We start from the raw sequence: 13499 nt of genomic DNA on the forward strand, positions 1-13499 counted from the left end.
GGTATCGGTAATCCACCCCTCGCATCAGGAGCACTTCCATGGCAGATCAGGCCGGGTCGCAGAACGCTGCCCGTACACCCCGCACGGCAGTCGTCATCGGCGGCAACCGCATCCCCTTCGCCCGCTCCGGCGGGGCCTATGCCTACTCCTCCAACAAGGACATGCTCATCGCCGCCCTGGACGGCCTCGTCGCGCGCTTCGGGCTCCAGGGCGAGCGCATCGGCGAGGTGGCGGCCGGCGCAGTCCTCAAGCACTCCCGTGACTTCAACCTGACCCGCGAGGCCGTCCTCGGGTCCGCGCTGTCGCCCGAGACCCCTGCGTACGACCTGCAGCAGGCCTGTGCGACAGGCCTCGAGACAGTGGTGGGCCTGTCCAACAAGATCAGGCTCGGCCAGATCGAGTCCGGCATCGCGGGCGGCGTCGACTCCGCCTCGGATGCTCCCATCGTGGTGAGCGAAGGTCTCCGCCGCGTACTCCTGGACCTGTCGCGCGCCAGGACTCCCCAGCAGAAGATCAAGGCGCTCGGCAGGCTGCGACCGAAGGACCTCTCGCCCAACGCCCCCACCACGGGTGAACCGCGCACCGGCCTGTCCATGGGCGAGCACCAGGCACTCACGACCGCAGCCTGGAACATCTCGCGCGAAGCACAGGACGAGCTCGCCTACCGCAGCCACCAGAACCTCGCGGCCGCCTACGAGCGCGGCTTCTTCGCCGACCTCATGACGCCGTACCGCGGCCTGACCAGGGACGCCAACCTCCGCGCGGACACCTCCCTGGAGAAGCTCGCGACGCTCAAGCCCGTGTTCGGCACGTCCCTCGACACGCCGGCGACGATGACCGCGGGCAACTCGACGCCGCTGACCGACGGCGCCGCACTCGTCCTGCTCGGCAGCGAGGAGTACGCCACCGCCAACAACCTGCCGATGCTCGCGACCATCGTCGACGCCGAAGCGGCGGCCGTCGACTTCGTGCACGGCGACGAAGGCCTGCTCATGGGGGGAGTCCACGCCGTACCCCGCCTCCTGCAGCGCAACGGTCTCACCTTCGACGACTTCGACTTCTTCGAGATCCACGAGGCCTTCGCCGGGACGGTCCTCAGCGCGCTGGCCGCCTGGGAGGACGAGGACTACTGCAAGCGGGTCCTCGGGCTCGACGGTGCGCTCGGCAGCATCGACCCCTCGAAGCTCAACGTCAACGGATCCTCACTCGCGGCCGGTCATCCCTTCGCCGCGACCGGCGGCCGCATCGTCGCGACACTCGCCAAGACCCTCTCCGAGAGGGGCGGACGGGGCCTCATCTCCATCTGCGCCGCCGGTGGCCAGGGCGTCGTCGCGATCCTCGAGGCGAGGAACTGATGGCCGACACGTACCTGGAGCTGGTCAACACCCCTCTGCCCGGAAGGATCGCCAGGGCGCTCGGCCTGCCACGGCCCGCGGTCCTGCGCCGCTACACCCCCGGTGAGGTCCTGGCACCACGGCCCGTCCTCGTCGCCGGGGCGGGTGCCGGTGCGGACGCGCTCGCCGACGTGCTGCTCGGGTGGGACATCGAGGTCCGCCGGCACGTGCTGCCCGGGGAGAAGCTCAGCGCCGCCATCGTCGTCCTCGACCGTGCCTCGTCGCCCACGGACCTCACGGGCCCGCTGCTCGAGCTCGGGCAGGCCGTGAAGCTGCTGGTGCCCGGCGGACGCGTCGTCGCCCTCTTCCGTTCCGCAGCGGACACCACCGATCCGGCGGAGGCAGCCGCACGTCAGGGAGTGGACGGGGCCATCAGGTCCGTGGCACACGAGCTCCGGGGCGGGGCCACCGGCAACGGCATCGTCCTGCGCGGCACCGCGACGACGACGGATCCGACCACGCTGGGCGCCCTCCGGTTCCTCCTGTCCGGCAAGAGCGCCTACGTGGACGGGCAGTTCCTCGAGGTGACCGCCGTGTCCGCCGACGGCGTCGTCGATCTCGCTGCGACCACGGGCGCCGAGGGGGAGGGGATCCCCGATCAGCCCCTCGCGGGCCGGACCGCCGTGGTCACCGGTGCGGCGCGTGGCATCGGTGCGAAGATCGCCGAGGTCCTGGCACGGGACGGCGCCCGCGTGATCGCCGTCGACGTGCCGGCCGCCGGCGAGCAGCTGGCGGCCGTGGCGAACCGGGTCGGCGGGACGGCCCTGCAGCTCGACATCACGGCGCCGGACGCTGCAGCCCGTATCCTCGAGCACGTCGGAGGTCGCTACGGCGTCCTGGACGTCGTGGTGCACAACGCCGGCATCACCCGCGACAAGCTGCTGGCCAACATGGATGCCGCACGGTGGGACTCCGTCATCGCCGTGAACATCGCCTCCCAGCTGCGCATGAACGAGCAGTTCCTCGCCTCGCCGGTCTTCTCGGAGAGCGGGCGCATCATCAGCCTCGCCTCGACGAGCGGTATCGCGGGCAACCGCGGGCAGACCAACTACGCGGCGTCCAAGGCCGGCGTGATCGGCATGGTCCGCGCCCAGGCAGCGGCGTTCGACGGCGGTGCACGGACGATCAACGCCGTGGCCCCCGGCTTCATCGAGACGGACATGACGGCGAAGATCCCACCGCTCACACGGCAGGTCGCCCGACGCCTCAGCAGCCTGCAGCAGGGCGGCCTGCCGGTGGACGTCGCCGAGGCGATCGCCTTCCTGGCGTCGGACGCCGCAGCCGGCATCAACGGCCAGGTCGTCCGGGTCTGCGGGCAGAACCTGGTCGGCGCATGAACGGCGCGCCGTCCGGCGAGACCGTCCTGGCCGGACTGCCGAGCCTTCCCGGGCTCTACCGGCAGGCGGTCGCGCTCGCCGTGCGCCGGACGATCGGGCGCGCCCCGGTGGCTTCGGCCCTGCTGTCCGCACGGCACCGCGTACACGGCGTCCGCATCGACCTCGCGGAGCTCACGCGCTTCGAGCAGGAGCTGGGTTCGGCCGCGCGGGACAAGCTCCCGTCGGCCTACCTCCACACCGTCGCCTTCCCGGTGGCCATGAGCGTGCTGGCGCGACCCGATTTCCCGCTCCCGTTGCTGGGAATGGTGCATCTGAGCAATGAGGTGCATCAGGACCGTCAGGTCGCGGCCTCCGAGGTGCTCGACATCGTGGCCTACAGCGAGGACCTCCGGCCTCACGCTGCGGGGACCAAGGCGGACGTCGTGACCGAGGTGGACGTGGCGGGCCGACGCGTCTGGACCGGCCGGTCCGTCTACCTGGCCCGGGGGGTCCGGCTCGACGCGTCGGGGCCCCGGACGTCCGACGCGGAGCGGCCACCGTTCACCGCGCCCCGCCCCACGGCCCTCTGGACTCTCGACGCCGGTACCGGCCGCCGCTATGCAGCGGTGTCGGGGGACTGGAATCCCATCCATCTCAGCGGACCCACGGCAAGGGTGCTCGGCATGCGGACGGCGATCGCGCACGGCATGTACCTCGCAGCGCGCATGGTCGACCAGGCGGTCGCGGCCCCGACCGGCGCCATGGACTGGCGTATCGATTTCGCTGCTCCCGTCCCGCTGCCCGCGGTGGTCGCCACCTCCTTCGCGCGCACGCGGTACGACGGCGGGGAGCGTGTCGACGTCGTCGGCTGGTCGGCCGAGCGCCGGAAACCGCACTTCACGGGGTGGGTGCGCGCGGAATAGTTCCACGGCGCCGCGGCCCTGTCCAGAGACCAGGAGATTTCCAGGGGGAATTCTCCCCAACTGCGTTTCTGCACTGGGCAGGGCCGCCACCGCCGGGGCAGACTCCATGCACCGGCCGACGAAGGCCGGCCCCTGTATGGAAAGAGGAGTTTCGTGAACTCTAGAGGTCTCAAAGCCGGCATGATCGCCGCTTCCGCCCTGATGGCATCGGCGCTGATGGCGGCAGGTCCGGTCCAGGCGGCACCCTCGGCGGGAACCGTCGTCGCCGGCACCACCGTGTCCCACGCACAGAACGAGAGCCAGGCCGCCCTCGACGCCTACTGGACGGCCGACCGGATGAAGAGCGCCAGGCCGGCCAACACCATCAACTCCGGCTGGGCCGCCGAGGGACGGTCGATCCTGCCGAAGGCCGGGCAGGAGTCGGTCGCCAAGGCCCCGAAGGAGCCCGTGGTCGAGCAGCGCGCCACCGCGCAGGCGCCGGTCTCCCGGATCGGCAAGGTGTTCTTCACCCTGAACGGCCAGAACTACGTGTGCTCGGGCAACTCCGTCCAGAGCGGCAACCAGAGCACCGTCGCGACGGCGGGCCACTGCACCCACGACCTCGCCTCCGGGTGGGCCACGAACTTCGTCTTCGTGCCCGCCTACAGCAACGGTGCGGCCCCCTACGGCAAGTGGACGGCACGCTCGCTGCACGCGGCGAGCGAATGGGTCTCCCGCAACGACATCAACTACGACGGCGCCTTCGCCGTCGTGAACACCCTGAACGGCAGGACCCTGTCGGCCGCCGTCGGAGCGTCGAGCATCGGCTTCAACATGGCCCGCAACCTCACCTACAGCGCGTACGGCTACCCGGCCGCCTCGCCCTTCAACGGCGAGCGCCTCTTCAGTTGCTATGGCACGGCCTCCGCCGACCGGATCGGCGGCACCCAGTCCCAGGGGATCCCCTGCGACATGACCGGAGGCTCGTCGGGTGGCCCCTGGTTCGTGGGCTCGGGGGCCTCCGGCACGCAGAACTCGGTCAACAGCTTCGGCTACAGCACGCAGAAGAACGTGATGTACGGACCGTACTTCGGCAGTTCCATCCAGTCGGCCTACACGGCAGCGTCCACCCGCTAGTCCTCAGGTCAGCAGTGCACGGGCGGTTCCCCTCGACGGGGAACCGCCCGTGTGCCGTGGTGCGGGCCGGCGGCCTCGGCCTTCCGTCCTAGACTGGGCGCATGATCGGCCCTACCCTCCTCGACCGCGCGGCCGGACTCGACGCCGCAGACCCCCTCGCGCAGCACCGCAAGCTCTTCCTCGGTACCGACGACGATGCGGTGCGCTCCTACCTCGACGGCAACTCGCTGGGCCGTCCCCTCGCATCGGTGGTCGGCAGCCTCACATCGTTCGTGGAGGGCCAGTGGGGCGGGCGCCTCATCCGCGGGTGGGACGAGGGCTGGCTCACCCTGCCCGAGCAGATCGGCGACCAGCTGGGGCGGGTGGCCCTCGGCGCCGACGCCGGCCAGTGCATCGTCGCGGACTCGACGAGCGTGCTGCTGTACAAGCTCGCACGGGCGGCGGTGGCCGCCCGGCCGCAGCGCACCGAGATCGTGATCGACCGGGACAACTTCCCGACCGACCGTTTCCTCGTCGAGGGCATCGCCCGGGAGCGCGGGCTCACGCTCCGCTGGATCGAGGTGGCCTACGACGGCGGCGCGACGCCGGCCGACGTGGCCGCCGTCGTAGGGCCCGACACGGCCCTCGTCCTCCTCAGCCACGTCGCCTACCGCTCCGGCTACGTCGCCGACGTCCCCGCCATCACCCGGATCGCACACGACGCCGGAGCCCTCGTGCTGTGGGACCTCAGCCATTCCGTCGGATCCGTCCCGGCCGAGCTGGACGCCTGGGACGTGGACTTCGCGGCGGGGTGCAGCTACAAGTACCTGAACGGTGGACCCGGAGCCCCCGCCTGGGCGTACGTGGCGGAACGGCACCTCGACACCCTCGACCAGCCGATCCTCGGTTGGCTCGGCAGTGCTGATCCCTTCGCCATGGGCTCGGCGTACCAGCCCGCGCCCGGCATCCGCCGACTGGTCTCGGGCACCCCGCCCATCGTCGGGATGCTGGCGATGCGGGACATGATCGGTCTCATCGAGGAGGCCGGGATGGACGCGGTGCGCAGCAAGTCCGAACTCCTGACCGCTTTCGCCGTCGAGGCCGTCGACGCGTTGCTTGCGCCGTACGGCGTGGTCCTCGCCTCGCCACGGGCCGCTGCGGAACGGGGCGGCCACGTCACGATCGACCATCCGGCCTTTCCGGCGATGGTGCCGGAGCTGTGGCAGCAGGGGATCATCCCCGACTACCGGAACCCCGACGGCATCCGGCTGGGCCTCTCACCCCTCTCGACGTCGTTCCACGAGGTGGCCCTCGCCATCGATGCCATCGCCGAGGGCCTGGCGGGACATCGGGCTGCAGGCCGATAGTGGAGGGCGTACTCCTCCAGCTGTGGGAGCGCATCACCGACAGTTTCACCAGGGCGTCCCCGCCGGAGGTGGGCACGCCCGGGCTCGTCGCCATCGTGCTGGTGGCGGTGGTGCTCTCGGTGCCCCGCCGCTCGTGGCGGTTCTTCGGCCTCTTCGTCACGGTGGTCCACGAACTCGGGCACGCGGCGGCGGCGCTCCTGACCCTGCAGCGGGTCACGGGGATCACCCTGCGCCTCGATCACTCGGGAACGACCACCAGCATGAGCCGGCGCGGCTGGCGTGCCGCCTTCACGACGTTCTGGGGCTATCCGGTGCCCGCCGTGGTCGGTGCTGTGCTCGTACGGTGCGCGGCGTACGGCTGGGCGTCGGCCGCGCTCTCCGTCGGGGCCCTCGTGATGATCGCGGCGCTCGTCCTCATCAGGAACCTCCAGGGCGTCCTCATCCTGGGTGGCAGTGCCGCCGTGTCGCTGGTGCTCGTCTGGTTCGGGGGAGCGGCGTCGGCGGGCCACGCCTGCCTCGTCCTCGGCCTCGCCCTGCTGGTGGGCTCCTGCCGCGACTGGGTCAAGGTCGTGCGCGTGCATGTCCGACGACGGAACCTCGCGTCGTCGGACGCCTACCTCCTCCAGGGGAGTACCCGGCTCCCCTCCCCGCTGTGGCTCGGACTGTTCGCGCTCGCCATCGGGATGGCGCTGCTCTCGTCGGTCGGACCGCTGGCGCGGGTCGCGGAGCTCGCCGCCCTCGGGTGAGTGCCGGCCCTCAGGTGCTGCTGCGCCGGTTGTGGCCCGAACTGTAGGGGGCGCCGCGCTGGCGGCACAGGTCGTCGAACAGTTCGTTGACGGCCTGCGAGATGCAGTCGCGTTCGTGCTCGGGCAGGTCGATCAGGCCGTGCAGATAGGCGTTCACCTCGTACTCGTCCACGCCGCCACCCATGCTGAAGTAGTGGATCCAGAGCTCGCCGGGGGAGATGTTGGCTCGCACCATGGCGTCGTACGTCAGGGCGTACTGCTCCTGGCCGGTATTCGTCTCGTCCACGTCGTCATCCCCTGCACTCGGGCCCGGCCCGTCGAGCGGACCGGTGTCGAGGACAGCTTACGCACGTCCTCCCCGGTCGGACCGGGTGCCAGGAAGGTTGCCGACGCCTCCGTGCGGCGTGTAGGGCCGGGGAGCGTGCCCCGATGCAACGACTTCCCAAAACCCGTGGTAGAGTTTCTCTCGTTGCTTTCGCCGGTTTGTACGGCGAAAAACCACCCGCGCGGGTGGCGGAATGGCAGACGCGCTAGCTTGAGGTGCTAGTCCTCTTATTGAGGGTGGGGGTTCAAGTCCCCCTCCGCGCACAAAGAAAACCCCGGTTCGCCGGGGTTTTTTTGTGCCCTCGACCACGCGGAGTGCCCTTTCGACCAGCCTTCGGCCACCGCGGCGAGCTAAGGCCCCTTGTGGGTACTCGGGGAGCGAATGCAGAAGCCCCGGAGGATGACCCCCGGGGCTTCGGTGTGCATCCTAGATCAGGCAGCTGCCGGCGCGGGGATGTCCGTGGGGGTCGGAGCGGGAGCGGGGGTCTGCTCGGCTTCCTCGGCGAGCTCGGCTGCGCGCTTCTCGGCGGATGCGGCCTTCTTCTCGGCCACCTTCGACTCGACGGCCAGCTTGTTCGCCGCCGCACGCTCCTTGCCGGCGAGGGACTTCGCGTCCGCGGCGGCCTTCTTCTGAGCGGCGGTCGACTTGGCCACCAGCTTCTTGGCGTCGGCGGCCGCCTTCTTCTCTGCAGCCACGGCCCTGGCCTCGGCGGACCTGGCGGCGGCTGCTGCCTTGTTGGCAGCGGCACGCTCCTTGCCGGCGAGGGACGTGGCAGCGGCGGCTTCCTGCTTCACGGTGGACTTCGCCTGGGCGACGACGACCTTGGCGGTCGGGGTGGCGGTGGGAGCGGCAGCAGTGGCTGCTCCTGCACCGAAGGATCCGATGATGGCTGCTGCCAGGACGCCTGCTGCGATCTTCTTGCTGATACTCATGTGGTGCTCCGTATCCGGTGGTACTGGTGGGGTCCTGGCGATTCAGGCGCTCCTTCAAGGCTAGGAACCGAAACCGAACTGCGCGGACAGGAACGGCAAAGGTTGGCACAGGGTTTACGCAGACCCGTGCAGAACGGCGCATCCTCGCTGGGGACGACCTCGAGGCGACGAGTCCGGAGTCCTGCCCTGCTGGTCGGGTTCGTTGTCGGGATGTCCGCCGGGTGTCGATGATTCCGAGGGTTCGGCTGCGTCCAGTAAGGGATCATGAGCCGTACAGGATGAAGGATGGACATGACCAGCGACTGGCAGACAGTGCATCGGGAACGGCGGGCCCTGGCCGAGGACCTCGCATCACTCAGCACCCAGGAATGGGCGACGGCATCACTCTGTGAGGGCTGGGACGTCCACGACGTCGTCGCACATCTCACGGGTTCAGCAAGGACGACCCGGCGTCGCTTCTGGTTGTCGCTCATCCGGGCAGGATTCAGCTTCGACCGGGCGAATGCCCGGGAAGTAGCAGCCGAACGGGCTCCTACCCCTGCCGAGTCCCTCCTGCGATTCGAATCCACGATCACCAGCACCACGGCCCCTCCCGGGCCCCTGATCACCCGGCTCATCGAGATCGTCGTGCACGGCGAGGACATCAGACGCCCCCTCGGCCTACGACGCCCAGCCACCCCGTTGGAGCTGCGGGACACCCTGGCGTATGTCGCGCAGGACCGCCTGTCCGGTGGGAAGAAGCGGTTGAACGGCCTGAGACTTGCCGGTACCGACGAAGGGTTCACGGTCGGCTCCGGTCAGACGGTGCAGGGACCAGCGCTGTCGCTCCTGCTCGCGGCGTCCGGACGGACGGCCGCCCTACAGGACCTTCGAGGACCCGGCCTCGCGCTCCTGCAGGGCCGCCTGGGCGCATGAGCACGGGGGTGACGGTGAACCGTCCTCGGACGATCCACCGGTACAGCGCCCAGAACAGGCCCGTGGCAACGACGGAGGCGATCACCGTGCGGCGCGTGGGGCGAGCAACTCCTCCTGACACGCAGGACGAGGAGATCGACGACGCACCGGCCGCGGTCCCTGTACGCCTCCTGCCCGGCGAACCTCAGGCCGCTTCCGTGTCAGGGAACTCCTGACGGATCGGCAGGTGCACCACGGAAGCCGACCGGCGCTTCCGCAGTGCTGCCTGGATGGGCAGAGGGGGCATGAGCAGACCCCGCCGGACCAGTTCGAGGGTCTGCCGGCACTGCGGAACGGGGACGGTCGAGGTGGCGTCGTGGTACTCGCCGGGGTGAACGATCATGGCTTGCTCGTCTTCCTGGGAATGAGTGCATCCAGGAGTGATTCGTTGCCGGCGACCCCTGGGCGGGGTTCTTCACAGAGCAGATGCATCCGGTGCCCTATTCACCGGGCGCTGGTGGGGCATCAGAGACACCCGGTCGGATCAGGTCCAGTAGAGGAGCCGGGCAGCCGGGAGACGCCGGTCCAGCTCCTCCGTGAACCACTCGCGCATCTCCTTCATGGTCTGCTTCGGGTACACGTACTTCACTCCGCCGAACTTCGAGCGCTTCTGGCTCCGCAGGTCCTCGTCCATCTCGAGCTTGGTCCTGGGATACCAGCCCAGCAGCACCTCCTTGCTCGCGGGGGTGAAGCGGTGCGTGATGATCTCTGCCGTGAGATCGAGATCCTCGATACCGGCGACTGCCGCAGCGACGTCGTCCAACAGCGCGCCGTACTGCTCCCGCCAACCGGGGACGGGCATGACCGGGGCGATCGTCAGACCCACCCGGTAGCCGGCCGTCGCAACAGCACGGAGCGCGGCGAGCCGCGCCGGCATGCGCGCGGTCCCACCCTCGAAGCGATTGGCGACCTCCGCGGCATTGACCGAGAAGCGGATCCGGGTCCTGCCTCCGTGGTCGAGGCCGACGAGCTCGCCGACGTCGTCGAACTTCGTGGTGAACCGCAACTGCACATCGCTCCCGAAGTCCCCTGCCCCGACCCGGGTTATCGCTGCGGCGAGCGAGCCGGTCACGCTCTCGATCCCGAGCGGATCGGTGTAGCAGGACAGCTCGAACGTCGTACCCTCGTCGCCGCGCTCGAGGGTGCCACGGGTGACCGATCCCCGACCGGCGGACGTGCGTATGCCGTCCAGCACGTTGTCGATGTTCGCGTACACGCGGGTCACCGGCGGCCCCTGCAACGATCCGGCCAGGTAACAGTACTGGCAGTGAGCGGGGCAGCCTTTGGCCAGGTCGATCCGCCAGTCGGCGCTCGGCGGGATCGGCTGCGGCTTGAGCGCGCTGGGCGGGGCGACGACGACCGCGAGGGTGTTCTTGGCGGACGCGTAGGTCTCGCGCTCGGTGGCGCCGCGGAGGCCCGTCAGTGCATTCCCGGACAGGACCCGGATGTCGTCGACCCCTGCACGCTCGCATCGCCTGATGATCTCGGCGGTGTGCGGCAGATCAGCTGCGGCCCGGGTGATCATCACGTGCTTGGGGACCCACAGCCGGGTCGGAGAGATAGTGGTCAGGTCCAGTTCCCGGGGCGTCGTCATCACTGTGTACAACAAGCTGGACGGCGGGTATGTTCCACCGGACAGCGCACACGGGCGGCGTCACCGGTGGGTGGATGTGCCGTGTTCCCTGGCGACGTCGAGGAAGGACAGCGCCGCCGGTGTGAGGTCCTTCGTGCGGCTGAGGAGTGCTACGTCCAGCCTCGATACGGGTTCGATCTGCAGTGTGCGCAACCCGGACCGGTTCGCGGTCGCCGTCCAGGACGACGGCATGACCGCGTGGCCCACGCCTGCCAGGACCATCGGGAGGATGGAGGTGCGGTGCGCCACTTCGACCACGATCTCCACCTCGACTCCCTGGGCGAGGGCGTCATCCACCAGCCACCGCATCAGTGAGCCACGCTGGCTGGCGATGAGACGGTGGCCGCTGAGCGCTTCCCGGTGGACGACGTCGCCGGCACCGAAGGTGTCCGCCTGAGGATTGACGAGCAGGATCAGGGCCTGCTGCTCGAGTTCGAGCACCGTGATCCCGGGGACCCGGATGGGTCCGTGGGACCCGGCCAGGCCGAGCTCCGAGTGTCCGCTGCGCACGGCCTCGATGACCTCCTCGGGCGTGAACGCCGCTTCGACGTTCAGCCGCATGGACGGGTTGAGTTCGACGAAACTCGCGATCATGGAGGTGAGGGGTTCGATCCCGGGGGACGGCATGGTCATGATGTCGAGGGTTCCACTCCGCAGACCTCGAAGGGCGTCGACCGCTGACCGGGCGGCATCGAGGTCCCGCATTACCTGTCGTGCGGGTCCCACGAGTTCCTTGCCCGCTTCACTGAGTACGGCCCGTCGTCCGATGCGGTGGAAGAGCGGGACACCCAGGTCCCGCTCGAGGCTCGCGATGGTCTGGGAGAGCGAGGGTTGTGCGATCAGCAGTTCGTCGGCTGCCCGGTTGAAGCCGTTGCAGTCGACGACGGCAAGAAAGTATCTCAACTTTCTCGTATCCATCGACGCTCCTCGGTGCAGACGGCCGGTCGGTCCACAGACTACGCCCTGCGTGATCCGTGGACCGATCGGCTGCTGGTGTCCTAGGAGCCGATGCCCGTGACGCCGACCATGATCGGGACGATGCTGATGATGAGGATCGCGCCGATGACGTCGAAGGCGAAACCGGTTCTCACCATGCGGGTGATGGGGACTGCGCCCGTGCCGTACACGATGGCGTTCTGCGGGGTCGACACCGGCAGCATGAAGCCGAAGGATGCCGCGAAGGTCGCTGCCAGGGCGGGGACGAAGGGGTCCACTCCCAAGGCCACGCACAGGGGGATGACGATGGGTACGACGACGGCCGCGGAGGCGGTGTTGCTGGTCGTCTCCGAGATGAGGATCGCCAGGATCGCGGAGAACGCGGTGATCGCCACGATGTTGGTGATGCCGAGGTTGTTCGATGCCGCGGTCCCGATGGTCTCGGCGAGTCCGGTGTCGGCGAGCAGGGCGCCGAAGATGATGCCGGTACCGAACAGGAGGATGGTGCCCCAGTCGATCTTCGAGGCGTCGGTCCAGGTCATGGTCGCCTTGCGCTGCTTCCAGTCCGTCGGGAGGATGAACAGGAGGGAGGCACCGAGCACTGCGACGATGCCCTCGTCGAGCCGGTTGTCGAAAAGGGTGTAGAGATCGGAATCAGGGCCGGCGACGAGGCTGGCGACCGCGGGCAGGAGCCACAGGGTGACGGTCAGGCCGAAGGCGAACAGGGTGTTCTTCTCCGCACGCGACATCCTGCCCTGCTCGGCCTTCTGCTCGCGGATGAATTCCTCGACGCCTTCGATCCTGCGGATCTCCGGCTTGTTGAGGAGGAACATGATCAGGGCGAGGACGACGAACATCGCTGCGCAGATCGGGGCGACCGTGGCCGTCCACTGGACGAAGCCGATCTTGACGCCGGTGGCTTCCTCGATGAGCCCGCGGCCGATGAGGTTCGGGGGAGAGCCGACCGGTGTGAGGAGGCCGCCGACGCTGGCTCCGTAGGCCAGCATCAGCATCAGGGCTGCACCGACGCGGAGCCGGAGCGGGTCGAAGTCGGCCTTGACGACGCCGCGGTCCTGCATGAGCTTCGCGATGACGGCCAGGATCCCGAGAGCGGTCGGCATGAGCATGGCCACGGTGGCGGTGTTGGAGACGAACGCCGACAGCAGGCACGTGATCAGGCCGAAGGCGATGATGATCCGGTAGGTCGACTTCGCGACCCCCGGGATGGACAGGACGGCAAAGGCCAGGCGTTGGGCGATGCCGTGCTTGAGCATCGCCGCGGCCAGGATGAAGGCGCCGATGAAGGTGAAGATGGTCGTCGAGCCGAAGGGTGCCAGCACATCGCTCGCCGGAGCGATTCCGAGAAGGACGACGGCAGCCACGCCGATCAGGCCGCCGACGGGGATGGGCACCGGTTCGCAGATCCAGAGGATGATCACGCCCAGCAGCACCGCGGCGAGCAACTGCTGGGATCGGTCCATCCCGGTGGGCAGGAGGGCGAAGATCAGCGCGACGGCGGGAGCCAGGAAGAACCCCAGCGTCTGCCGCGTACGTTCGAACTTCTCCTCCCGTGGCGAGAGTTTCTGCTCGCTGAGGCTCCGGAAGGACTTGCCACCCAGCAGGGCTGTGCGGACGTCGGTCCGGGGACCGGTGGTCGTCAGATCGGTCGGGTCTGCTCGATTGCTGGACATCTTCGTCCTCTCGTCGGAAGGGATGCACTCACTGTGCCTGCGTGAGCTGATCACGTCCAAGACCGTCTTCCTACTACCCGGATAGGTAAAACCGATCAACGGATCAGATCGGTGTGTCCCTCGCTCCTATAGGCAACGCCTATCAGCAGTATTCGAAGAAGCTCTTGGACGCCGGGAGTTCCCGAAC

At 68.9% G+C, this 13499-nt stretch carries 13 protein-coding genes and 1 tRNA gene; 8 read left to right on the plus strand and 6 right to left on the minus strand.

What is annotated here, in order from left to right; genetic code table 11:
- The first annotated feature begins 38 nt into the window (after window positions 1-38).
- From AC0Z9V_RS01985 to AC0Z9V_RS02010, 6 genes are all read left to right on the plus strand, one after another.
- Complete coding sequence (locus AC0Z9V_RS01985) at window positions 39-1355, plus strand: acetyl-CoA C-acetyltransferase (RefSeq protein ID WP_485140550.1); 1317 nt, start codon at window positions 39-41, stop codon at window positions 1353-1355.
- A complete protein-coding gene (locus AC0Z9V_RS01990) occupies window positions 1355-2731 on the plus strand; it encodes a 3-oxoacyl-ACP reductase (protein ID WP_485140551.1) in 1377 nt (458 codons plus the stop codon). Before AC0Z9V_RS01985 ends, AC0Z9V_RS01990 begins: the two co-directional genes overlap by 1 nt.
- Window positions 2728-3633, plus strand: a complete 906-nt coding sequence (locus AC0Z9V_RS01995) for a MaoC/PaaZ C-terminal domain-containing protein (protein WP_485140552.1) — start codon at window positions 2728-2730, stop codon at window positions 3631-3633. The genes AC0Z9V_RS01990 and AC0Z9V_RS01995 overlap by 4 nt, the downstream gene beginning before the upstream one ends.
- Window positions 3634-3786: 153 nt before the next feature.
- On the plus strand, window positions 3787-4749 hold the full coding sequence (locus AC0Z9V_RS02000; protein ID WP_485140553.1) for a trypsin-like serine peptidase: 963 nt from the start codon (window positions 3787-3789) through the stop codon (window positions 4747-4749).
- Between the two features lie 101 nt (window positions 4750-4850).
- Window positions 4851-6095, plus strand: a complete 1245-nt coding sequence (locus AC0Z9V_RS02005) for a kynureninase (RefSeq protein ID WP_485140554.1) — start codon at window positions 4851-4853, stop codon at window positions 6093-6095.
- Window positions 6095-6841 carry a M50 family metallopeptidase gene (locus tag AC0Z9V_RS02010; RefSeq protein ID WP_485140555.1) on the plus strand — a complete coding sequence of 249 codons (747 nt, stop codon included), beginning with the start codon at window positions 6095-6097 and terminating at the stop codon, window positions 6839-6841. The genes AC0Z9V_RS02005 and AC0Z9V_RS02010 overlap by 1 nt, the downstream gene beginning before the upstream one ends.
- 10 nt (window positions 6842-6851) lie before the next feature.
- Here AC0Z9V_RS02010 and AC0Z9V_RS02015 read toward each other — a convergent pair whose 3' ends face one another.
- On the minus strand, window positions 6852-7127 hold the full coding sequence (locus AC0Z9V_RS02015; RefSeq protein WP_133083081.1) for a hypothetical protein: 276 nt from the start codon (window positions 7125-7127) through the stop codon (window positions 6852-6854).
- Between the two features lie 218 nt (window positions 7128-7345).
- Here AC0Z9V_RS02015 and AC0Z9V_RS02020 point away from each other — a divergent pair.
- Window positions 7346-7429: transfer RNA gene (locus AC0Z9V_RS02020), tRNA-Leu, on the plus strand.
- A 168-nt stretch (window positions 7430-7597) separates the two neighbouring features.
- On the opposite strand, the gene AC0Z9V_RS02025 is transcribed toward AC0Z9V_RS02020, so the two are convergent.
- A complete protein-coding gene (locus AC0Z9V_RS02025) occupies window positions 7598-8098 on the minus strand; it encodes a hypothetical protein (RefSeq protein WP_133083082.1) in 501 nt (166 codons plus the stop codon).
- Window positions 8099-8389: 291 nt separating this feature from the next.
- Here AC0Z9V_RS02025 and AC0Z9V_RS02030 point away from each other — a divergent pair, with 291 nt between their 5' ends.
- A complete protein-coding gene (locus AC0Z9V_RS02030) occupies window positions 8390-9013 on the plus strand; it encodes a maleylpyruvate isomerase family mycothiol-dependent enzyme (RefSeq protein WP_485140556.1) in 624 nt (207 codons plus the stop codon).
- Window positions 9014-9197: 184 nt separating this feature from the next.
- On the opposite strand, the gene AC0Z9V_RS02035 is transcribed toward AC0Z9V_RS02030, so the two are convergent.
- The 4 genes from AC0Z9V_RS02035 to AC0Z9V_RS02050 form a co-directional block, all read right to left on the minus strand.
- Window positions 9198-9395 (minus strand): hypothetical protein, encoded by a 198-nt coding sequence (locus AC0Z9V_RS02035; protein ID WP_485140557.1) that lies wholly within the window; start codon window positions 9393-9395, stop codon window positions 9198-9200.
- Between the two features lie 141 nt (window positions 9396-9536).
- Window positions 9537-10646 carry a spore photoproduct lyase family protein gene (locus AC0Z9V_RS02040; RefSeq protein ID WP_485140558.1) on the minus strand — a complete coding sequence of 370 codons (1110 nt, stop codon included), beginning with the start codon at window positions 10644-10646 and terminating at the stop codon, window positions 9537-9539.
- 60 nt (window positions 10647-10706) lie between these two features.
- Window positions 10707-11603, minus strand: a complete 897-nt coding sequence (locus AC0Z9V_RS02045; RefSeq protein ID WP_133083085.1) for a LysR family transcriptional regulator — start codon at window positions 11601-11603, stop codon at window positions 10707-10709.
- A gap of 80 nt (window positions 11604-11683) precedes the next feature.
- Complete coding sequence (locus tag AC0Z9V_RS02050) at window positions 11684-13312, minus strand: SLC13 family permease (RefSeq protein WP_485140559.1); 1629 nt, start codon at window positions 13310-13312, stop codon at window positions 11684-11686.
- Window positions 13313-13499: the final 187 nt, after the last annotated feature.

The sequence above is a fragment of the Arthrobacter sp. UYP4 genome (assembly GCF_057291175.1).

Coding starts and splice junctions, on each gene's coding strand:
- AC0Z9V_RS02035 (WP_485140557.1), bottom strand. CDS start 9,395: ATGATCGTTCACCCCGGCGAGTACCACGACGCCACCTCGACCGTCCCC.
- AC0Z9V_RS02050 (WP_485140559.1), bottom strand. CDS start 13,312: ATGTCCAGCAATCGAGCAGACCCGACCGATCTGACGACCACCGGTCCC.
- AC0Z9V_RS02040 (WP_485140558.1), bottom strand. CDS start 10,646: ATGACGACGCCCCGGGAACTGGACCTGACCACTATCTCTCCGACCCGG.
- AC0Z9V_RS02045 (WP_133083085.1), bottom strand. CDS start 11,603: ATGGATACGAGAAAGTTGAGATACTTTCTTGCCGTCGTCGACTGCAAC.
- AC0Z9V_RS02005 (WP_485140554.1), top strand. CDS start 4,851: ATGATCGGCCCTACCCTCCTCGACCGCGCGGCCGGACTCGACGCCGCA.
- AC0Z9V_RS02025 (WP_133083082.1), bottom strand. CDS start 8,098: ATGAGTATCAGCAAGAAGATCGCAGCAGGCGTCCTGGCAGCAGCCATC.
- AC0Z9V_RS02030 (WP_485140556.1), top strand. CDS start 8,390: ATGACCAGCGACTGGCAGACAGTGCATCGGGAACGGCGGGCCCTGGCC.
- AC0Z9V_RS01990 (WP_485140551.1), top strand. CDS start 1,355: ATGGCCGACACGTACCTGGAGCTGGTCAACACCCCTCTGCCCGGAAGG.
- AC0Z9V_RS01995 (WP_485140552.1), top strand. CDS start 2,728: ATGAACGGCGCGCCGTCCGGCGAGACCGTCCTGGCCGGACTGCCGAGC.
- AC0Z9V_RS01985 (WP_485140550.1), top strand. CDS start 39: ATGGCAGATCAGGCCGGGTCGCAGAACGCTGCCCGTACACCCCGCACG.